Annotated in this window: 18 protein-coding genes; 14 read left to right on the plus strand and 4 right to left on the minus strand. The window is 65.3% G+C overall.

Annotated features, from left to right (window positions below; translation table 11 throughout):
* Positions 1–793, minus strand: a 793-nt coding sequence (locus DN388_RS09950) for a cbb3-type cytochrome c oxidase subunit I (RefSeq protein WP_254506365.1), incomplete at its 3' end; no start/stop codon positions are given.
* Positions 794–1244: 451 nt separating this feature from the next.
* Here DN388_RS09950 and DN388_RS09955 point away from each other — a divergent pair.
* The 7 genes from DN388_RS09955 to DN388_RS09985 all read left to right on the plus strand — a co-directional run bounded on the left by DN388_RS09955 (position 1245) and on the right by DN388_RS09985 (position 9322).
* The gene (locus DN388_RS09955; RefSeq protein ID WP_254999364.1) at positions 1245–2861 is read left to right on the plus strand and encodes a phosphopantetheine-binding protein; all 1617 of its coding nucleotides are present in this window, start codon (positions 1245–1247) and stop codon (positions 2859–2861) included.
* Positions 2848–4425 (plus strand): class I adenylate-forming enzyme family protein, encoded by a 1578-nt coding sequence (locus tag DN388_RS09960; RefSeq protein ID WP_254999374.1) that lies wholly within the window; start codon positions 2848–2850, stop codon positions 4423–4425. Before DN388_RS09955 ends, DN388_RS09960 begins: the two co-directional genes overlap by 14 nt.
* 58 nt (positions 4426–4483) lie before the next feature.
* Positions 4484–5410 (plus strand): alpha/beta fold hydrolase, encoded by a 927-nt coding sequence (locus DN388_RS09965; RefSeq protein WP_043863019.1) that lies wholly within the window; start codon positions 4484–4486, stop codon positions 5408–5410.
* A 12-nt stretch (positions 5411–5422) separates the two neighbouring features.
* Positions 5423–6109, plus strand: a complete 687-nt coding sequence (gene rpe / locus DN388_RS09970; RefSeq protein WP_043863018.1) for a ribulose-phosphate 3-epimerase — start codon at positions 5423–5425, stop codon at positions 6107–6109.
* Between the two features lie 27 nt (positions 6110–6136).
* Positions 6137–7222, plus strand: coding sequence for a uroporphyrinogen decarboxylase (gene hemE, locus DN388_RS09975; RefSeq protein ID WP_054915444.1), 1086 nt, complete (start codon positions 6137–6139; stop codon positions 7220–7222).
* The gene (locus tag DN388_RS09980) at positions 7215–7643 is read left to right on the plus strand and encodes a MarR family winged helix-turn-helix transcriptional regulator (protein WP_043863016.1); all 429 of its coding nucleotides are present in this window, start codon (positions 7215–7217) and stop codon (positions 7641–7643) included. Before hemE ends, DN388_RS09980 begins: the two co-directional genes overlap by 8 nt.
* A 179-nt stretch (positions 7644–7822) precedes the next feature.
* Entirely contained in the window at positions 7823–9322 is a 1500-nt protein-coding gene (locus tag DN388_RS09985) for an aldehyde dehydrogenase family protein (RefSeq protein ID WP_058541132.1), read from the plus strand.
* 23 nt (positions 9323–9345) lie between these two features.
* On the opposite strand, the gene feaR is transcribed toward DN388_RS09985, so the two are convergent.
* The 3 genes from feaR to paaY form a co-directional block, all read right to left on the minus strand.
* Positions 9346–10254: a transcriptional regulator FeaR gene (gene feaR / locus DN388_RS09990; protein WP_043863014.1), complete on the minus strand. Its 909-nt coding sequence runs from the start codon at positions 10252–10254 to the stop codon at positions 9346–9348.
* Between the two features lie 66 nt (positions 10255–10320).
* Positions 10321–11244 (minus strand): phenylacetic acid degradation operon negative regulatory protein PaaX, encoded by a 924-nt coding sequence (paaX, locus tag DN388_RS09995; protein WP_054915441.1) that lies wholly within the window; start codon positions 11242–11244, stop codon positions 10321–10323.
* A 73-nt stretch (positions 11245–11317) separates the two neighbouring features.
* Entirely contained in the window at positions 11318–11914 is a 597-nt protein-coding gene (gene paaY / locus DN388_RS10000) for a phenylacetic acid degradation protein PaaY (protein ID WP_043863012.1), read from the minus strand.
* Positions 11915–12175: 261 nt separating this feature from the next.
* On the opposite strand from paaY, the gene paaF reads away from it, so the two are divergent.
* The 7 genes from paaF to paaA all read left to right on the plus strand — a co-directional run bounded on the left by paaF (position 12176) and on the right by paaA (position 19619).
* Complete coding sequence (gene paaF, locus DN388_RS10005; protein ID WP_254999403.1) at positions 12176–12949, plus strand: 2,3-dehydroadipyl-CoA hydratase PaaF; 774 nt, start codon at positions 12176–12178, stop codon at positions 12947–12949.
* Between the two features lie 44 nt (positions 12950–12993).
* Positions 12994–13785 (plus strand): 2-(1,2-epoxy-1,2-dihydrophenyl)acetyl-CoA isomerase PaaG, encoded by a 792-nt coding sequence (gene paaG / locus DN388_RS10010; protein ID WP_043863010.1) that lies wholly within the window; start codon positions 12994–12996, stop codon positions 13783–13785.
* Between the two features lie 2 nt (positions 13786–13787).
* Positions 13788–15362: a 3-hydroxyacyl-CoA dehydrogenase PaaH gene (gene paaH / locus DN388_RS10015; RefSeq protein ID WP_043863009.1), complete on the plus strand. Its 1575-nt coding sequence runs from the start codon at positions 13788–13790 to the stop codon at positions 15360–15362.
* Positions 15355–15804, plus strand: coding sequence for a hydroxyphenylacetyl-CoA thioesterase PaaI (paaI, locus tag DN388_RS10020; protein ID WP_043863008.1), 450 nt, complete (start codon positions 15355–15357; stop codon positions 15802–15804). Before paaH ends, paaI begins: the two co-directional genes overlap by 8 nt.
* Positions 15797–17002 carry a 3-oxoadipyl-CoA thiolase gene (gene pcaF / locus DN388_RS10025; RefSeq protein WP_123752470.1) on the plus strand — a complete coding sequence of 402 codons (1206 nt, stop codon included), beginning with the start codon at positions 15797–15799 and terminating at the stop codon, positions 17000–17002. The genes paaI and pcaF overlap by 8 nt, the downstream gene beginning before the upstream one ends.
* A gap of 82 nt (positions 17003–17084) precedes the next feature.
* Complete coding sequence (gene paaK, locus DN388_RS10030) at positions 17085–18401, plus strand: phenylacetate--CoA ligase PaaK (RefSeq protein ID WP_054915437.1); 1317 nt, start codon at positions 17085–17087, stop codon at positions 18399–18401.
* A 228-nt stretch (positions 18402–18629) separates the two neighbouring features.
* Positions 18630–19619 (plus strand): 1,2-phenylacetyl-CoA epoxidase subunit PaaA, encoded by a 990-nt coding sequence (gene paaA, locus DN388_RS10035; protein ID WP_054915436.1) that lies wholly within the window; start codon positions 18630–18632, stop codon positions 19617–19619.
* Positions 19620–19641 lie beyond the last annotated feature (22 nt).

Consider the following 19641-nt stretch of genomic DNA (forward strand, 5'->3'; position numbering starts at 1 on the left):
GGGCGGTGTAGTGCAGGTGGTGCGGGCCTGCCCAGATGTACAGGGTGATCAGCGCCCAGAAGTGCACGATCGACAGGCGGTAGGAATACACCGGCTTGCCGACCTGCTTGGGCACGAAGTAGTACATCATCCCCAGGAAGCCGGTGGTCAGGAAGAAGCCCACCGCGTTGTGGCCGTACCACCACTGCACCATCGCATCGGTGGCCCCCGCGTACACCGGGTAGGACTTGAACCAGCTGACCGGAATCGACAGGTGGTTGACCACGTGCAGCATCGCGATGACCACGATGAAGGCCCCGAAGAACCAGTTGCCGACATAGATGTGCGTGCCCTTGCGGCGCAGCAGGGTGCCGAAGAACACCACGCCATAGGCCACCCACACGATCGCCATCCACACCGCGCCGGTGAATTCGATCTCGGCGTATTCCTTGGTGGTGGTAAGGCCCAGGGGCAGGCTCAGCAGCATGATCACGATGGTTGCCTGCCAGCCCCAGAAGGTGAAGGCCGTCAGCCAGTCGCTGTAAAGGCGTACCTGGCAGGTGCGCTGCACCGCGTAGTAGCTGGCGGCAAATTGCGCGCTGCCGGCGAAACCGAAGATCACCAGGCTGGTGTGCAGGGGGCGCAGGCGGCCGAAGGTGGTCCAGGGCAGGTCCAGGTTGAGCTCCGGCCAGACCAGTTGCGAGGCGATCCATACGCCCATGGCCATGCCGACGATGCCCCACACCACCGTCATGACCACGAACTGCCGGACCACCTTGTAGTTGTAGGCCTGTGCCTGTTGATGAGTACTCATGGCTGTTTATCCGCGTTTCCTTCCTAGCCCACCCCCCGACGGGACGAGCACAGGCGCTGACTCTAGAAAGCCTGCCGCAGACAAAACAGACTCAGAAACAGGCCTTATATACGGATCAGATAAAAGCCCTGTATTCATTGGGCAAAATCGCTACTGATCTGTAACAGGTGCGACATTTGAACGCTGTTATGCGGCCTAAATCGCAGCCAACGGGGTGACCATCGGCCGCAGCCAGGGTTCATTGGAATTATCTTGACATCACCGCGAAACGCAGTAGAGAATTTCACAAACTTTGCGCGCAAAGTTTTGCAGGCAGGGGCTTTCTGTCGTTGTTGCAGGCGTTGCGCGATCCGATACGACACTTAACGCGCCAGGGCTAACGGGACGACGCAGGTGCGCATCCCGCGCACGCATTCGGCACCGGAAAATATAATAACGAAGGGAGCAACAGATGAAGCTTTCCAAAGAATTGGTCCTCCAGGCAAAGGCGACATTCGGTACGCCTACCTACCTGTATGACGAGGCGGTGCTGCGCAGCAGTTTCAATGAACTGCGCGACGCCTTGCCCGAATGCGTGGATATCTTCTACGCGCTCAAGGTCAATCCGAATCTGTCGCTGGTGAAGCTGATCCGTTCGTACGGCGGCAACACCGAGGTCTGTTCGCTGGGCGAGCTGGAAATCGCCCTGAAGGCGGGCGTTGCACCCCAGGACATCATTTTCCTGGGCCCCTACAAGAAGCCCGAGGAACACCGCCGGGCGCTGGAAGTGGGGGTGTTCGCCATCGTCGTCGAATCCGAAACCGAACTGCGCGCGCTCTCTGCCCTGGCCGGCTCGCTGGGCTGTACCGCTCCGGTGGCCATTCGCATCAATCCCAATTTCTCGGCCTCGGGCTCGCCCTGGAAGATGGGCGGGCGCCCGACCCACTTCGGTATCGAGGAAGACACCGCAGTGGCCAATTTCGGCCAGTACCTGGCGCTGCCCAACCTGCATATCAAGGGCATTCACGTCTACAACGGCACCAAGATCCTCGACGCCCAGTCGGTGTATGACAATGCCAGCTACATCCTCGACCTGTACCGCAACCTCACCCTTCGCTACGACCTGGACCTGAGCATGGTCGACGTCGGCGGCGGCCTGGGCATCAAGTACTACGAGAACGAAAAGGAACTCGACACCCGTCAGCTCAAGCAGCTGCTGGCGCCGCTGTTCGACAGTTTCCATCGCCAGTTCCCGCGTACCCGCATCATCGTCGAGTCCGGCCGTTTCGTGGCCGGCAAATGCGGCGCGCTGCTGGTCACCGTCGACAACATCAAGCACAACCACGGCAAGACCTTCGCCGTGACCGACGGCGGCACCAACTGCCACGGTGCTGCGGCGGGCAGTGGCCAGGTGCTCAAGCGCAACTTCCGCATCGTGCACGCCACCGGCAGCAATGGCGCGCCGCTGCGCGAGTACCATATCTCCGGCCCGCTGTGCAGCCCCGACGACCTGCTGGGGCGTGACGTGCGCATCGAGACCCTGAGCGAAGGCGACCTGCTGGCGGTGACGGCCTCCGGTGCCTATGGCCCCACGGCCTCGCCCACCCTGTTCCACAGCCATGGTCACCCGGCCGAGGTGATCGTCAGCCACGGCCGCCTGTTCCTGGCCAGGGCCCGTCAGACCGCACTGGAGATCCGCGACAGCCACGCCGACGTGGCGCTGGACGACATGCTCGCCGCCCCGGCCAGCGCACCTGCTGCCAGCAGCGCACCGGGCGTGACGGCCAGCGGCGCCACGCAGGCGCAACTGATCGAGATCCTGCGGGTGGTGCTCAAGCTGCCAGCCAGTACCGAGGTGCGTGCCGACTCGCACCTGCGTGACCACCTGGGGCTCGACTCGCTCACCTCGATGGAGCTGCTGGTCAGCCTGGAGGACGAGATCGAAGGCTTCTTCGTCAACCCCGACACCATTGCCCCCGGGCACTTCAATACCGTGACGACGCTGGCGCAGTACATCGACGCCAACCGCCAGAACGCCCCCGAAACCGCCTCGCAAGGCCAGCCAGAGGTACAGTATGAGCCGGTCTAGCGTGCTCCTGCAGCAGGTACTGGAGGCCAGCAACGGCCTGTACCCGCGCAAGGCGGCAGTCATCTATGCCGATGAAACCTACACCTATGCCGACCTCGACGATTCCAGTTCGCGGCTGGCCTCGGGCTTGCAGGCCTGTGGCCTGCAGCGTCAGGAACGGGTGGTGCTGTGCCTGGGCAACCGGGTAGAAACCATCTGTGCCTTCTGGGGTGTGCTCAAGGCCGGTGGCGTGGTGGTCAATGTCGGCCTGGAGACTCATGCCGAGGGCCTTGACTACATCGTGCGGGACGCCGAGGCCTCGGTGCTGATCACCACCTCGGAGAAGTTCGCCAGCCTGTCGGTGGACACCCCGAGCCTGCCGTACCTGCGCACCATCGTGCTGCTGGACGGCGAGGCCGACTCGGCGCTGACACGCACCTTCGAGGGTGTGCTGATGCAGGGCAACGGAGCTCCGGTGCCTTGCGGCACGCTGGACCTGGACCTGGCCGCGATCATCTATACCTCCGGGTCCACCGGCGAGCCCAAGGGCGTGATGCTGACCCATCGCAACATGCTCGCGGCGCTGTCGTCGCTGCACACCTACCTGGGCTACAACGACAGCGACCACGTGCTCTGCTCGTTGCCGCTGTCGTTCGACTATGGCCTGTACCAGATGATCATGGCGCTGAGCGCGGGCGCCACCCTGGTACTGGAAAAGGAATTCACCTGGCCGATCTTCCTGATCAAGAAGATCCGCCAGTACCAGATCACGGTCATCCCGTTCGTGCCCACCATGCTCATGCTGCTGCATGAGTACGCGAGCAAGCGCAACGCCAGTTTCGAGCACGTGCGCATGGTCACCAATACCGGCGCGGCGCTCAAGCCGCCGCACATTGCGCAGATGAAGGCGCTGTTTCCGCAGGCGCAGATCTTCTCCATGTACGGCCTGACCGAGTGCAAGCGCTGCACCTACCTGCCGCCAGAGGACATCGACAGCAAGCCGGGCAGCGTCGGCATCGCCATTCCCAACACCGAGTTGTGGCTGATCGACGAGCATGGCCAGCGCATCGACCAGGCCCACCAGGTGGGCCAGTTGGTGATTCGCGGCGCCACGGTCATGGCCGGCTACTGGCGCAACCCGCAGGCTACGGCGAAAAAGCTCAAGCCCGGCCCCTATCCCGGGGAGAGCGTGCTGCATACCGGCGACTACTGCCACCTGGACGAAGACGGCTACCTGTATTTCGAAGGCCGGATGGACCACGTGATCAAGTCCCGCGGCATGAAGGTCAGCCCGGCGGAAGTGGAAGACTTCTTCTATGCCATGGCAGGCATCGACGCGGCAGCGGTGGTCGGTGTCGAGGATACTGCGGCCGGCGAAGGGCTGTGGGCTTTCGTGACCTTGAGCCAGGGCGTCACGCTCAGCGCCGAGCAGTTGCTCGAACGCTGCCGCGCCGGGCTCGAGCCGCACAAGGTGCCACTGGCAATCAGTATCGAGCTCACCTTGCCGCGCACCGCCAACGGCAAGTTCGACCTCAAGCAGTTGCAACACACGGCACGCTCGGCACAGCTGGCGGCCGCCGGCTGACAGGCGCTGCGGGTGTTGCCCGTTACCTCGAAACAGTGCTTACGCAGGGAGTATCTACATGCGTCTTGGCAATAAAGGCAGGGACCAGACCCTGGACGTCAACGGGCAGACGTTTGCCCTGCGGGTCTGGGGCGAGGAGGGGGCTCATCCGGTATTGGCCGTGCATGGCTGGCTGGACAACGCCGCCTCGTTCGAACAGGTGGCGCCGTACCTGAAGGATTGCTTCGTGGTGGCACCGGACCTCGCCGGGCACGGACGCTCGGACCATCGGCGTGCCGACAGTGGCTACTATCTGTGGGAACATGCCGACGACATGAATACCCTGGTCGAGTGCATGGGCTGGAAGCGCTTTTCGGTGATCGGCCATTCCATGGGCAGCGGCATCGCGTCGATCCTGGGGGCGATGAACAAGTCCATCGACAGCATGATCTTCCTCGATGGCATGGGCGCTCCGTTCACCATCGCCGAAGAAGACACCGTGGAGCACCTGAAGAAGGCCCATCGCCTGATGCGCCTGGCCCTGCGCACCCGCCTGCACGGGTTCTCGGCCCCCGACAGCGTGCAGTTCAGCAGCGTCGAGGCGGCGGTCAACGAGCGGCGCAACAGTATCGACGGCCTGCTCTCGCCGGCCTCGGCACGCCTGCTGGCCATGCGCGACCTGCTCAGCGTGGGGGATGGCTACCGCTGGCGTCACGACCCGCGGCTGGTGCTGCCCGAACCGATGCAGCTGACCGAGCGTCAGGCCTGCGACTTCCTGCGCCAGATCAGTTGCCCGCTGCATGTGATGCTCGGGCGCCAGGGCCTGTTTGCCGGCCCGGAATTCGACAAGCGCAAAAAAGCGTTGCCCTGGGCCAGCCGTGTGCACTGGCATGATGGCGGGCACCATTTTCATCTCGAAGCGGCAAGTGACAGCCTGATCGCACAGATCAACACCGCCCTTGCGCAAAACGAGCAGGGCCCGGTGCGACGAATAGCCAATGAGTAACGGAGTAGGCGTGTGAAAGAGTTCTGGATTGCCCCGTCGATGCTGGCGGCCGATTTTGCCCGGTTGGGCGAGGAAGCCGAGCGGGTTCTGGCTGCCGGTGCCGACGTCATCCACATCGACGTGATGGACAACCACTACGTACCCAACCTGACCATGGGGCCGCAGTTCTGCAAGGCGCTGCGCAGCTACGGCATCACCGCGCCGCTGGATGTGCACCTGATGGTCACCCCCGTGGACCCGATGATCCAGGCATTTGCCGAGGCGGGTGCCGACTACATCTCGATTCACCCCGAGGCCACCGTTCACCTGGACCGCTCCCTGCAACTGATCAAGGATCTGGGGTGCAAGGCGGGCCTGGCCTTCAATCCGGCCACAGGGCTGGAGGAATGCAAGTATGTGTTCGACAAGCTCGACCTGTTGTTGCTGATGTCGGTCAACCCCGGCTTCGGCGGGCAGTCGTTCATCCCGGCGGTCTTGCCCAAGATCGAAGCAGCGCGCAAGCTGATCGATGCCAGTGGCCGTGACATCCGCCTGGAAGTGGATGGCGGGGTCAACCTTCACACCATCGGCCAGGTCGCTGCGGCCGGTGCCGACATGTTCGTGGCCGGTACGGCGATCTTTTCCCAGCCCGATTACCGCGCCACGCTCCACGCCTTGCGCAGCACGATTGCCGATGCCGCCCCGCGGCGCCAGTCATGAGCTGTGCAGTGAATTTCGCGAACCAGCATGAGTTACCCGTCCTTGCACAATAATACGTTTATCAAGGCCTTGCTGCGCCAACCCACGGCGCATACGCCTGTCTGGCTGATGCGCCAGGCCGGCCGCTACCTGCCCGAGCATCGTGCCCTGCGTGCCAGGGCCGGCTCGTACCTGGACCTGGTGAAGAACCCGGACCTGGCCACCGAGGCCAGCCTGCAACCGCTGCGCCGTTTCAGCCTGGACGCCGCCGTGGTGTTTGCCGACATGCTCAGCCTGCCCGACGCCATGGGGCTGGGCCTGTACTGCGTGAACGGCGATGGCCCGCGCTTTCGTCACCCCTTGCGTGACGAGGCGGCCATCGAGCGCCTGCGCGTGCCCGAACCCGAGGCGCTGGAGCACACCTACCAGACCCTCGCCCAGGTGCGTCACGAGCTGGAGGGCAAGGTGCCGGTGGTGGGCTTTGCCGCAAGCCCCTGGACCCTGGCCTGCTACATGGTCGAGGGTGGCCCGCCGGGCGACTGCCAGTTGATCAAGAAGATGCTGTACCGTCGCCCGGAACTGCTGCACCGGTTGCTCAAGGTGCTCGGTCACGCGGTGGCTGCCGACCTCAATGCACAGATCGAGTCCGGCGCCCAGGCGGTGATGCTGGTGGACAGCTTCGGCGGTGTGCTGGCCGACGCTGCCTATCGGCGTTTCTCCCTGTATTACCTGCGTGAAGTGCTGGCGCGCCTGCACAAGACCCAGCATGGCGTGCGCATTCCCTCCATCGTGCATACCCGTGGTGGCGCCCAGTGGCTCAGCCCGCTGGCCGACAGCGGCGCCGATGCGCTGGGCCTGGACTGGACGTGTGACCTGGCGCTGGCACGCCAGCTGGTGGGCAACTGCGTGGCGCTGCAGGGCAACCTCGACCCGGCCGTGCTGCTGGCAGACGAGGCGAGCATTCGCCGCGAGGTGCGACGCACCCTGCAGACGTTCGGACCACCGGCGGCCGGTTTCGGCCACGTGTTCAACCTGGGGCAGGGCATTTCGCCGGCCACTTCGCCAGAGGCGGTTGCAGTACTGGTCGACGCGGTGCATCACTACAGCCGCGTCGCGGGAGGTGTGCATGCTTGACCCGACGTTCGACTTCGACAAGATGCTGTGTTTCTCGCTGTATTCGACAGCCAACGCCATGGTTCGGGACTATGCCGAACCGCTCAAGCGACGTGGCGTCACCTACCCGCAACTGCTGGTGATGGCCGGGTTGTGGGGCAAGGATGATGTGTCGATCAGCGCCTTGAGCGAGCTCACCCTGTTCGACCTGGGCACGTTGACGCCAATCGTCAAGCGCCTGGCGGATGCGGGGTTCATCACCGTGTACCTGGACCCCAGCGACCGACGCCGGCGCAACCTGCTGCTGACCGACAAGGGCCGTGAGCTCAAGGCCGAGGCGGCGCAGGTGTTCAGCAACATGGCGTGCAAGATCGACCTGGGCGAGGGCGAGGTGGAGCAGGTGCTCAACGTGTGCCACCGGATCCGTACCCGCCTGCGCTGACCCGCACCCATTCGCCAGCAAGGCCTGCTCCTGTAGGAGCCAGCCTTGCTGGCGAACAGCCACACCACCCACCACATTGGCACACTCGCCAACCACCCTGGCAGCCAGCGAAACATCCCGCCTGCGGCGGCGCCATACACTCTCCTGGGATGTTCCCAACCATAACAAAAGGAGTGTTCATGACTGCCGGCACCGTACCCCTGCTAGCCAGTGTCCAGCGTTTTCTCGGACGCCAACACGGCCTGTACATCAATGGCGGCTGGCGGCCGTCCACCTCCAGCCAGACCCTTACCGTCTTCAACCCGGCCAACGGCCAACCCATTGCCGTGACCCCCGATGCCAGCGCCGAGGATGTCGACCAGGCCGTGCAATCGGCGCATCGGGCATTCGTCAGTGGCGTGTGGGCGCGCCGCGCCCCGGCCGAGCGCGAGCGTATCCTGCTGCGCTACGCCGACTTGCTCGAACAGCACGGTGAAGAGCTGGCCCAGCTCGAAACCCTGGAACAAGGCAAGTCGATCAACATCGCCCGCGCCTTCGAAGTCGGCAGCACCCTGAACTGGATGCGCTACACCGCCGGCCTCACCACCAAGATCTGCGGGCGCACCCTGGATGTGTCGATCCCGGTGCCTGAAGGCGCCCGCTACACCGCCTATACGCGCAAGGAGCCGGTCGGCGTGGTGGCTGGCATCGTGCCGTGGAACTTCCCGCTGATGATCGGCATGTGGAAGGTGATGCCCGCCCTGGCGGCCGGCTGCTCGATCGTCATCAAGCCCTCCGAGATCACCCCGTTGACCTTGATGCGCATGGCCGAGCTGGCCACCGAGGCCGGCATCCCGGACGGCGTGTTCAACCTGATCACCGGCAGCGGCAGCGTATGCGGCAGCGCCCTCACCAGCCACCCGCGGGTGGCGAAGATCAGCTTTACCGGCTCTACCGCCACCGGCAAGCACATTGCCCGTTCGGCAGTCGACCGCCTGACGCGCCTGTCACTGGAGCTGGGTGGCAAGAACCCGGCCATCGTGCTGGCCGACGCCGATCCGCAGCAGGTGATCGAAGGCCTGATGATGGGCAGCTTCCTCAACCAGGGGCAGGTGTGCGCCGCCAGTTCGCGTATCTATGTCGAGGCGCCGCTGTTCGACCGCCTGGCAGCGGACTTCGAGCAGGCGATCAAGGGGCTGAGCGTAGGCCCGGGCCTGGACCCCAGCGCGCAGATCAACGCCCTGGCTTCCGGCGCGCACCAGCAGTCGGTGCAGGCCTACCTGGCCGATGCCCGCGAGCAGGGCGCGCAGATCATCAGCGGTGCCAGCGCGCCGGATGCCAATGGCTACTACGTCAGCCCGTCGTTGATCCTCAACCCCGACGACAACCTGCGCCTGACCCGCAGCGAAGTGTTCGGCCCGGTGCTGAGCCTGACCCGCGTGGCCGATGTGGAAGAAGCGCTGGCCCGCGCCAACGACAGCGACTATGGCCTGACCGCCAGCCTGTGGACCACCAGCCTCAAGTCGGCCATGGACCTCACCCCGCGCATCGAGGCCGGTACCGTGTGGGTCAACAGCCACACCCTGATCGATGCCAACATGCCGTTTGGCGGCTTCAAGCAATCCGGTACCGGGCGTGATTTCGGCGTCGACTGGCTGGACGCCTTCACCGAGACCAAGTCGGTGTGCATCCGCCACTGAGGCGGCTGGCAGGCCGCAGGCGCTCAGCTGTAGCGCTTGCGGTACTCGCCGGGCGACACGCCGAAGCGCTGCTTGAACGCGGTGGTGAAGTAACTGCTGTTGGAGAAGCCCCAGGTGTACCCCAGCGCCGACAGCTTGAGGGTCGACTGCGGGTTGCGCAGGGTTTCGGCGCAGATGTCCAGGCGCCGGTTCTTGATGTACTGCGCGATCACCAGGCCCTTCTTGGCGAACACCCGGTACAGCCCGCGCATCGACACGCCGATGTCCCGCGCGATCATCTCCGGGCACAGCGCCTCGTCGGCAATGTGCGTCTCGATCAGCGCCAGGCTTTTGCGAAAGATGCGTTCATGCGGGTCGGGGTTGCTGTCGCTGCCGCACAGTGCCGGGCGCATCAGGCTGATCAGCGCATCGATCACCGCTTCGCTTTCGGCCAGGCTCACCTCGTCCAGCTGGGTCGAGGACAACAGCATCTGCTGGGCGAGCAGGGCGACCGGCGAGCCGGCCGGGATCTTGCGCCCGATCTCCACCGGGGTGAAGCGCAGCAGCTGGTCGACCCGGTCGTGGGGCAGTATCAGCGAGATCTGCTGGGAGGCATCGCCAAAGGTGAAGTCGCTGGGGCGTGCACTGTCGATCAGCAGGATGTCCCCCGGCATCAGCACTTCGCGGGCGTCGTCCTGGGCCATGTTGGCCATGCCCTTGAGCTGGAACACCGCAAAGTACTTGTGTTCGCTGCTGCGCTGCACCTCGCGCGGCGTGCGCAGCAGCCGCGCGTGAGAGCTGCTCACGTGACTGAAGCGCAGGGCGCCCAGCTGGCGGGGGCGAATCTCACCGCTGAACGCATCCCCCAGCGCGGCACCGTCGAACTCGCCGCAGGCATGGTTGATGTCGGCCAGCCATTGCTGGAAGTGCTGCTGGGCAGTAGCGGTATTCATGGGTCACACCTCACACCTGGCATTGTTGTTAGGGTGCATGTGATGGCTGGGGGCACGCGCTGCAGGTTAGCGCAGCCCGCCGAAGCGCCGGTAGAAGTTTTCGCTGGCATCGGGCAGCGGGCCGTCTGCGGTTTCCATCGCACTGCTCAGCCACTGTTCGGCCGGGGCACAGGTCAGTCGATACAGGTTGCGGCACAGCTGGCGTGCGGCGCGGCCCTCCCAGTCGCCCGGCAGCAGTTCGTCGGGCAGGTGCGGGTCGCGCAGCAGCAGCTTGCGGTACTCGTGAATCAGCAGCAGGCGCACCATGAAGCAGTCCATCGGCTGCAGGCTGTCCTGCTCGCGCAGCGCCTGCCACACCGGGCGAAACAGCTGGATGAACTCGCTGTACTGCGCCCCCAGTTCCTCGATACGCCAGCTTTCGCGCACCTGGGCACGCAAGGCGCGGGAGGCCATCACGTCCTGGCCGGTGGTCTCGAACAGGATGGTGTCTTCCAGCGCGTCCAGGTCCAGCAGGGTGGCGTTGATGTCGGTGCGGTCGGCCCGCGGGCTGGCCAGCACCACCGGCGAGATGGCGCCAAAGCCCTGCCATTCGAGCTCTTCGCGCACCTGCTTGCGCTTGTCGGCAGACAGCTGGGTGAGCATCGCCAGGTGCCAGGAGCCATCCCACTGCGGCACCACCGAGCTGTACACCCGCTTGAAGGCCTTGTCGAAACGCCGCCGCCCGGCACCGGTGAGGCTGTAGTAGCTGCGCCGGCCGACCTTTTCGGCGGTCAGCCAGCCTTCTTTGGTCAGGCGGAACATCGAGGTGCGGATCAGCCGCTCGTTGATGCCGAAGGGCTCGAGCAACTGGATCAGGCTGCCCAGCCAGACGGTGCCGCCGTGGGGTTCGATGGCATCGCCATACAGGGTGACGATCAGCGAACTGGCACGGATCGGGATCTGTTCCTGGAAACGGGTGACGAGCTGATTGAGGGGCGCGAGCGACGACATGGAGGATCCGCTGGGTGAAACCCCGGAATATAACTGCCGTTTGTCCTTCAAGGCCAGCGTTGCCGCCGGCACTTCAGGCCGTGTGGTTTTTCGGGCGGAACGTACTGTCGCTGACACGTCTGCGGTCCTGTTCGGGTTGGCTCAAGGGGCTGCATTCCACCATCTGCTCCAGGCAGCGCCGGGTCAGTGCGTGGTACTCGCCCGTGCCGCCTTGCTTCCAGTGCACTTCAGCGTCGCTCAGGCTGCGTTTGACCTGGGCCGGCGAGCCCACCACCAGCGAGCGGGGCGGGCAGTCGAAGCCGGCCTTGACGAAGGCGGTGGCACCGACGATCGAGCAGGCACCGATCACGGCGCCGTCCATGACCACCGCATTCATGCCCACCAGCGCATCGGCACCGATGCGGCAGCCGTGCAGCACGGCGCCGTGGCCCACGTGCCCGTTGCGCTCGATCACCGTGTCGCTGTCGGGGAAGCCGTGCATCACGCAGGTGTCCTGCAGATTGGCGCCCTGTTCGAGAATGATGCGTCCGAAATCGCCGCGCAGGCTGGCCAGCGGGCCTACATAGCAGTCGGGGCCGACGATCACGTCGCCAATCAGCACCGCCGAAGGGTGCACGTAGGCGCTGGGGTCGATGACCGGGGTGATTCCGCCAAGGCTGTAGCAGGTCATGTCGGTTTCCTGTGGACGGGGATGACAGCGAATATAACGTATTGTTACTTGTTTGCAATGCTTCGATGTATCGCTTCTTGGCGCTTTACTCGCTATAAGTGCAGTGTTTGCTGGGTTTGTTTGGCACGCATGGAAAACAAATAGACACAGACAAGTCGCAGTAATGTTGATTTTGTGTATCGTATTGTGGCTATACTCTGCCGCAATCGGCCTCGACCCAACAATAACAGCCAGCCTCGACTGGCCCGTGCGGTGACCGTCATGCCTGACACCCTGTTGCTTGATAACTCCCACGCCGGCATCTGCCTGGTGACGCTGCACCGCCCCGAGGTGCTCAATGCCCTCAACACCCGCCTGCTCGGCGAGCTGGCAGCCGAACTCGAGCGCCTGGAGCGTGACGACAGCTGCCGCGCCGTGGTGCTCACCGGCAGCCGCAAGGCGTTTGCCGCCGGCGCCGACATCAACGAGATGGCCGAGCGCGATGCGGTGGGCATCCTCAACGACCCGCGTGTTGCCTGTTGGCAGCAGATCAGCCGCTTCAGCAAGCCCCTGGTGGCGGCCGTCAACGGCTTTGCCCTGGGCGGTGGCTGCGAGCTGGCGATGCACGCCGACATCATCGTGGCGGGCGTGGATGCGCGCTTCGGCCAGCCGGAAATCAACCTGGGCATCATGCCTGGCGCCGGTGGTACCCAGCGTCTGCTGCGCGCGGTGGGCAAGTCCATGGCCATGCAGATGGTGCTCACCGGCGAGCCCATCGATGCGCGCACCGCGCAACAGGCCGGCCTGGTCAGCGAAATCACCCAACCCGAATTCACCGTCGAGCGCGCCGTGCAGATCGCCCAGGCCATCTCGCGCAAGGCCCCGCTGGCCGTGCGCCTGGCCAAGGAATCGCTGCTCAAGGCCATGGATACCGACCTTGCCAGCGGCCTGCGTTTCGAGCGCCACGCCTTCACTGTGCTGGCCGCCACCGATGACCGGCGCGAGGGCATCAGTGCCTTTCGCGAAAAACGCGCACCGGTGTTCACCGGCCGCTGAGTGCGCCGGCCCCTTTTACTTCAACCTTGCGAGCGGTACTGGTCATGACCTTCGAGCACATTCTTTTCGACATAGACGACGGCGTGGCCTTTCTGCGCCTGAACCGTCCCGAGCAACTCAACAGCTTCAACGCGCAGATGCACGCCGAAGTGAAGGAGGCGCTCAAGCAGGTACGCGCCAATGCCCAGGTGCGTGTGCTGCTGCTTACCGGTGAGGGGCGCGGCTTCTGTGCCGGGCAGGACCTGTCCGACCGCAACGTCGCGCCCGGTGCGCAGATGCCCGACCTGGGCGAGTCCATCGAAAAATTCTACAACCCGCTGATTCGCGCCCTGCGCGATTTGCCGCTGCCGGTGATCTGCGCGGTCAATGGCGTGGCCGCCGGCGCCGGGGCGAACATCCCGCTGGCCTGCGACCTGGTGCTGGCGGCGCGTTCGGCCAGCTTCATCCAGGCGTTCTGCAAACTCGGCCTGGTGCCCGACTCGGGCGGTACCTGGTTCCTGCCGCGGCTGGTCGGCGTGGCGCGGGCCAAGGCCCTGGCGCTGCTGGGCAACAAGCTGTCGGCCGAGCAGGCCGAGCAGTGGGGGCTGATCTACCGCTGTGTCGACGATGAGGCCCTGCGCGACGAGGCCCTGGGCCTGGCGCGACAGCTGGCGACACAGCCCACCTCGGGCCTGGCACTGATCAAGCGCGGGCTCAATGCCAGCCTGGACAACAGCCTTGACCAGCAACTGGACCTGGAGCGCGACCTGCAACGCCTGGCCGGGCGCAGCGAGGACTACCGCGAGGGCGTGGCCGCCTTCATGGCCAAGCGCGCCCCCGTGTTCAAGGGGTGCTGAGCATGAGCGCACTGGACACAAGCGTTGTGGTGGCGGTGATCGGTGCCGGGGCCATGGGCGCCGGCATTGCCCAGGTGGCGGCGCAGGCCGGGCATCCGGTGCTGCTGCACGACAGCCGCCCGGGGGCGGCGAGCGCGGCCATCGAGGGGCTGGGTGTGCAACTGGGCAAGCGGGTGGAGAAGGGCAAGCTCGACCCCGCGCAGCGCGAGGCCACTTTGGCGCGCCTGCACGCGGTGCAGGCGCTCGACGAGCTGGCGGATGCGGGGCTGGTGATCGAGGCCATCGTCGAGAACCTCGACGCCAAGCGCGAGCTGTTCGCTCGCCTGGAAGCAATCTGCACGGCCGACTGCGTGCTGGCCAGCAACACCTCGTCGCTGTCGATCACCCGCATCGCGGCCGGCCTGGCGCGGCCCGAGCGGTTCGTGGGGGTGCACTTCTTCAACCCTGCGCCGGTCATGGCGCTGGTCGAGATCGTCTCGGGGCTGGCCACGGCGCCGCAGGTAGCGGCCAGCTTGTATGCAACGGCCAGGGCCTGGGGCAAGGCGCCGGTGCATGCCAGCTCCAGCCCGGGCTTCATCGTCAACCGCGTGGCGCGTCCGTTCTATGCCGAAAGCCTGCGCCTGTTGCAGGAGGGTGCGGCCGAGTGCGCCACGCTGGATGCGCTGATGCGCGAGGCCGGCGGCTTTCGCATGGGTGCGTTCGAGCTGACCGACCTGATCGGGCATGACGTCAACTACGCGGTCACCTGTTCGGTGTTCGATGCCTATTACGGCGACATGCGCTTCCAGCCGTCGCTGATCCAGGCGGCGCTGGTGGATGCCGGCCGGCTGGGACGCAAGAGCGGGCAGGGGTTCTATGACTATGGGCCCTCGGCCGCGCGCCCGGTGGTCAGCGAGCTGCGCAGTGGTTTGCGCATCGAGGCCTGTGAAGTCGAAGGCGACCTGGGCATTGCGCAGGGCTTGCTGGCGCGTATCGAGGCGCACGGCATCAAGGTGTCGCGGGCCCCGTCGCGGGTCGAGCCCGCGCCCACCGGTCGTTGTGGGAGCGGGCTTGACCCGCGATGCGGGCACGCAGTCATACGCGTGGGCGACGCCGTGCTGGCCCTGACCGACGGTCGCCTGGCCAGCCAGCGTGCCCGCGACGAAGGCTTGCACAACCTCGTGCTGTTCGACCTGGCGCTGGACTACGCCACCGCTGGGCGCATCGGCATCAGCTGGTCCGCCGACACCACCCCCGCTGCCCGCGACCAGGCTGTGGCCTTGCTGCAAGCCGCGGGCCTGGTGGTCAGCCCGCTGGCCGACGTGCCGGGGCTGCTGGTGATGCGCACCGTGGCCATGCTTGCCAACGAAGCCGCCGACGCGGTGCTGCAGGGCGTGGCCACGGCGGCGGATGTCGACCTGGCCATGCGCAAGGGCGTGAACTACCCCCAAGGCCCGCTGGCCTGGGCCGACGCCATCGGCCCGACGCAGGTGCTGGCGGTACTCGACAATCTGCAGGCCGCCTACGGCGAAAGCCGCTACCGGCCATCACTGCTGCTGCGGCGCACGGTCGCCGAGGGGAGGGCATTGCATGACTGACCTGAACGCCACCGAGCTTGCCAGCCAATGTGCCCAGGCCATGCTCGCCCGTGACCGCGCCAGCCTCGCGCTGGGCATGCAACTGCTGAGCGTCGCGCCGGGCAGGGCGCGCCTGAGCATGCCGGTGCGCGCCGACATGATCCAGGGCCATGGCACCTGCCATGGCGGCTACATCTTCACCCTGGCCGACTCGGCGTTTGCCGTGGCCTGCAACACCTACAACCAGGTCACCATCGGCCTGGGCTGCAGCATCGACTACATCGCCCCGGCACTGATGGGCGACACGCTCAATGCAAGTTGCGTCGAGCAGAGCCGTGGTGGACGCACCGGCAACTACGACGTGCGTGTGGAAAACCAGAACGGGCAGCTGATCGCGCTGTTCCATGGCAAATCTTACAAGGTGCAAGGCACAGTGCTTGCCCAGGAGACCGCAGATGAATGACGCCCTTATCATCGACGCCGTGCGCACCCCCATCGGGCGCTATGCCGGCGCGCTGAGCACGGTACGTGCCGACGACCTGGGCGCGGTGCCGCTGCGTGCGCTGATGGCGCGCCACCCGCAGGTGGACTGGTCGCAGGTGGACGACGTGCTGTTCGGCTGCGCCAACCAGGCCGGCGAAGACAATCGCAACGTGGCGCGCATGTCGGCGCTGCTGGCCGGCCTGCCGATAGAAGTGCCGGGCACCACGGTCAACCGCCTGTGCGGCTCGGGCATGGACGCCATCGGCCTGGGCGCACGCTCGATCCGCAGTGGCGAAGCCGGCCTGCTGCTGGTGGGCGGGGTAGAGTCGATGTCACGCGCACCGCTGGTGATGGGCAAGGCCGAACAGGCCTTCTCGCGCCAGGCGCAACTGTACGACACCACCATTGGCTGGCGCTTCGTCAACGCGGCGATGGAAAAGGCGTATGGTATCGACTCGATGCCGGAGACTGCCGAAAACGTCGCCGCACAGTTCGGCATTTCCCGTGCCGACCAGGACGCCTTCGCCCTGCGCAGCCAGCAACGTGCGGCGGCTGCCCAGGCCAGCGGGCGCCTGGCGCAGGAGATCGTGCCGGTGTCGATTGCCCAGCGCAAGGGCGAGCCCAGGCGCGTCGAGCACGACGAACACCCGCGTGGCGACACCACGCTGCAGATGCTGCAACGCCTGGGTACGCCGTTTCGCGAGGGCGGCAGTGTCACGGCGGGCAATGCCTCGGGGGTCAACGACGGTGCCTGTGCGCTGCTGCTGGCAAGCCCGGCGCAGGCTGCGCGCTTCGGGCTCAAGGCCCGTGGGCGGGTGGTGGCGATGGCCACGGCCGGCGTCGAGCCGCGCATCATGGGCATCGGCCCGGTGCCGGCCACGCGCAAGGTACTGGAACTGGCCAACCTGAACCTGGCCGACATGGATGTCATCGAGCTGAACGAAGCCTTCGCCGCGCAGGGCCTGGCGGTGCTGCGCGAGCTCGGGCTGGCTGACGACGACCCGCGGGTCAACCCCAATGGCGGCGCCATCGCCCTGGGGCATCCGCTGGGCATGAGCGGCGCTCGCCTGGTGACCACCGCACTGGTGGAACTGGAGCAGCGCGGCGGGCGGTACGCGCTGTGCACGATGTGCATCGGCGTGGGGCAGGGTATCGCGATGATCATCGAGCGAACCTGAGCCGGCAACACAGCGGGAGCCGTGCAGCTCCCACACTCGGGCCCGTCAGGGGCTGAACCATAAAAAGAATCAGAGTGAACACATGAACATGGCCGCCTTGAACACTGCTGTACTCGACCCGCTGGAGACCGCCAGCATCGATGAACTGCGCCAGCACCAGCTTGACCGCCTGCGCTGGAGCCTGTCCCACGCCTACCAGAACGTGCCGCTGTACCGCCAGCGCTTCGACCAGTTGGGGGTGCACCCCGACGAGGTGCGTTCGCTGGACGACCTGGCCCGATTCCCGTTCACCACCAAGACCGACCTGCGCGACAACTACCCCTACGGCATGTTCGCCGTGCCCATGCATGACGTGGTGCGGGTGCACGCCTCCAGCGGCACCACCGGCAAGCCGACGGTGGTGGGCTACACGCAGAACGATATCGACACCTGGGCCAACGTGGTGGCGCGCTCGATCCGCGCCGCGGGCGGGCGCAAGGGCGACAAGGTGCATGTGTCGTATGGCTACGGGCTGTTCACCGGCGGGCTGGGCGCGCATTACGGCGCCGAACGCCTGGGCTGCACGGTGATCCCGATGTCGGGAGGGCAGACCGAGAAGCAGGTGCAGCTGATCAACGACTTCCAGCCGGACATCATCATGGTCACGCCCTCGTACATGCTCAACCTGGCCGACGAGATCGAGCGCCAGGGGCTGGACCCGCACAAGCTGGCGCTGCGCCTGGGGATCTTCGGTGCCGAGCCGTGGACCGACGAGCTGCGCCGCTCCATCGAGCAGCGCATGGGTATCACCGCGCTGGATATCTACGGGCTGTCGGAAATCATGGGCCCGGGCGTGGCCATGGAGTGCGCCGAGACCAAGGACGGGCCGACCCTCTGGGAAGACCACTTCTACCCCGAAATCATCGACCCGGTGACCGGTGCGGTGCTGCCCGACGGGCAGATGGGCGAGCTGGTGTTCACCTCGCTGAGCAAGGAGGCGCTGCCGATGATCCGCTACCGCACCCGCGACCTGACGCGACTGTTGCCCGGTACCGCGCGGCCAATGCGGCGCATTGACAAGATCACCGGGCGCAGCGACGACATGCTCATCGTGCGCGGGGTCAACGTGTTCCCGACCCAGGTCGAGGAACAGGTTCTGAAAATAAAACAGTTTTCAGAGTGCTATGAGATTTATCTGTATCGTGATGGAAATCTCGACACGGTGGATGTGCACGTGGAGCTGCGTGCCGAATGCCAGCACTACGACGAGGCCCAGCGCAGGCTGCTGACCGCCGAGCTGGGCAAGCAGATCAAGACCTACATCGGCATCAGCACGCGCATCGTGCTGCAGCCGTTGGGCACGCTGAAACGTTCGGAAGGCAAGGCCTGTCATGTGTATGACAAGCGTCTGGCCAGCTGATAGCTGATGGCTGCCGAAGCCCCGACCTGGTCGGGGCTTTTTTTGTTCTTGGATAAAGCGTGTTCCTGTGGGAGCGGGCTTGACCCGCGATGGAGCGCGTAGCGGTCCGCTTTCAGTGCAAAGCGATACAAAAAAACATTAGATACACTAAAAAGCTGTTTGATATTGAATTGTGTATCGCTTATAAATACTCCCATGCCCAACCAGCCTTGAGGCGGGAGCCCGAACATGTACGCACAGCTTGTCGAAACCGGCGTCAAACGCATCAAGTCCCTGGACGAGATGTCGCCCCAGGAACGTGCCTTCCAGGAAAAGATCGACGCCGAAATCAAGATCGAAGCCAAGAACTGGATGCCCGACGCCTACCGTCAGACCCTCATCCGCCAGATTTCCCAGCACGCCCACTCCGAGATCGTCGGCATGCTGCCCGAGGGCAACTGGGTCACCCGTGCCCCGACCCTCAAGCGCAAGCTGCAGCTGATGGCCAAGATCCAGGACGAAGCCGGCCACGGCCTGTACCTGTACAGCGCCATGGAAACCCTGGGCGCCGATCGCGACGAAGAGATCGCCAAGCTGCACAGCGGCAAGGCCAAGTACTCCAGCATCTTCAACTACCCGACCCTCAACTGGGCCGACATGGGCGCGGTGGGCTGGCTGGTGGATGGCGCGGCCATCGTCAACCAGGTGGTGCTGCAGCGCACCTCCTACGGCCCCTACGCACGGGCCATGGTGCGCATCTGCAAGGAAGAGAGCTTTCACCAGCGCCAGGGCTACGAGATTCTGCTGACCATGATGCGCCACGGCACCCAGGCCCAGAAGGACATGGTGCAGGACGCGATCAACCGCCTGTGGTGGCCGGCGCTGATGATGTTCGGCCCCAGCGACGACAACTCGCCCAACAGCGCGCAGTCGATGGCCTGGAAGATCAAGCGCCAGAGCAACGACGAACTGCGCCAGCGCTTCGTCGACCAGACCATCCCGCAGCTCGAACTGCTGGGCTGCACCGCCCCCGACCCCGACCTGAAGTGGAACGCCGAGCGCGGCCACTACGATTTCGGCGCCATCCAGTGGCAGGAATTCTTCGACGTGCTCAAGGGCAACGGCCCGTGCAACCAGGAACGCCTGGCCACCCGACGCAATGCCATCGAAAGCGGCGCCTGGGTGCGTGAAGCCGCCGTCGCCTACGCCCGCAAACAACAGAACAAGAACGCCGCCTGAACTGGCGACTGATGGGAGATAC

The organism is Pseudomonas sp. S12(2018) (assembly GCF_024355235.1).
GTDB lineage: Bacteria > Pseudomonadota > Gammaproteobacteria > Pseudomonadales > Pseudomonadaceae > Aquipseudomonas > Aquipseudomonas palmensis.

What these genes read in the sequence shown, in the direction of transcription:
- DN388_RS09955 (WP_254999364.1), top strand. Translation starts at nt 1,245, where the DNA reads ATGAAGCTTTCCAAAGAATTGGTCCTCCAGGCAAAGGCGACATTCGGT.
- DN388_RS09960 (WP_254999374.1), top strand. Translation starts at nt 2,848, where the DNA reads ATGAGCCGGTCTAGCGTGCTCCTGCAGCAGGTACTGGAGGCCAGCAAC.
- DN388_RS09965 (WP_043863019.1), top strand. Translation starts at nt 4,484, where the DNA reads ATGCGTCTTGGCAATAAAGGCAGGGACCAGACCCTGGACGTCAACGGG.
- hemE (WP_054915444.1), top strand. Translation starts at nt 6,137, where the DNA reads ATGAGTTACCCGTCCTTGCACAATAATACGTTTATCAAGGCCTTGCTG.
- DN388_RS09980 (WP_043863016.1), top strand. Translation starts at nt 7,215, where the DNA reads ATGCTTGACCCGACGTTCGACTTCGACAAGATGCTGTGTTTCTCGCTG.
- DN388_RS09985 (WP_058541132.1), top strand. Translation starts at nt 7,823, where the DNA reads ATGACTGCCGGCACCGTACCCCTGCTAGCCAGTGTCCAGCGTTTTCTC.
- feaR (WP_043863014.1), bottom strand. Translation starts at nt 10,254, where the DNA reads ATGAATACCGCTACTGCCCAGCAGCACTTCCAGCAATGGCTGGCCGAC.
- paaX (WP_054915441.1), bottom strand. Translation starts at nt 11,244, where the DNA reads ATGTCGTCGCTCGCGCCCCTCAATCAGCTCGTCACCCGTTTCCAGGAA.
- paaY (WP_043863012.1), bottom strand. Translation starts at nt 11,914, where the DNA reads ATGACCTGCTACAGCCTTGGCGGAATCACCCCGGTCATCGACCCCAGC.
- paaF (WP_254999403.1), top strand. Translation starts at nt 12,176, where the DNA reads ATGCCTGACACCCTGTTGCTTGATAACTCCCACGCCGGCATCTGCCTG.
- paaG (WP_043863010.1), top strand. Translation starts at nt 12,994, where the DNA reads ATGACCTTCGAGCACATTCTTTTCGACATAGACGACGGCGTGGCCTTT.
- paaH (WP_043863009.1), top strand. Translation starts at nt 13,788, where the DNA reads ATGAGCGCACTGGACACAAGCGTTGTGGTGGCGGTGATCGGTGCCGGG.
- paaI (WP_043863008.1), top strand. Translation starts at nt 15,355, where the DNA reads ATGACTGACCTGAACGCCACCGAGCTTGCCAGCCAATGTGCCCAGGCC.
- pcaF (WP_123752470.1), top strand. Translation starts at nt 15,797, where the DNA reads ATGAATGACGCCCTTATCATCGACGCCGTGCGCACCCCCATCGGGCGC.
- paaK (WP_054915437.1), top strand. Translation starts at nt 17,085, where the DNA reads ATGAACATGGCCGCCTTGAACACTGCTGTACTCGACCCGCTGGAGACC.
- paaA (WP_054915436.1), top strand. Translation starts at nt 18,630, where the DNA reads ATGTACGCACAGCTTGTCGAAACCGGCGTCAAACGCATCAAGTCCCTG.